1 protein-coding gene is annotated in these 263 nt (G+C 63.9%); it reads right to left on the bottom strand.

Going from position 1 to position 263, the window contains the following annotated elements; genetic code table 11:
* The coding region (locus AC0MA3_RS26575; RefSeq protein WP_474658357.1) for a hypothetical protein at window positions 1–263 on the bottom strand (263 nt) is incomplete at both ends.

The following is a 263-nucleotide window of genomic DNA, read 5'->3' as shown; positions in this document are numbered from 1 at the left end:
CAGCCTTCCCGCGGACGATCAACAGGCCGCCTTCCATGCCGGAGGTTTCACCGGCAAGCGGTCCGCCGAGATAGTCTCCGGCATTGCCTTTGATCTCGAGCCGTCCATTGATCATGCCCGAACCCGCATGGGTTCCAGCACTCCCGTCCACATACAGCGTGCCTCCGGACAGCCTTCTGCCCGCCTGGTTGCCGACATCCCCCATCACTCGGACTGCACCAGCGCTCAGCCCTGCCCCCAACTTGTCAAACCGCGAACTGCCG

Source organism: Paenibacillus sp. LS-5, assembly GCF_056121505.1.
This window is presented reverse-complemented; position numbering and strand designations above follow the sequence as displayed.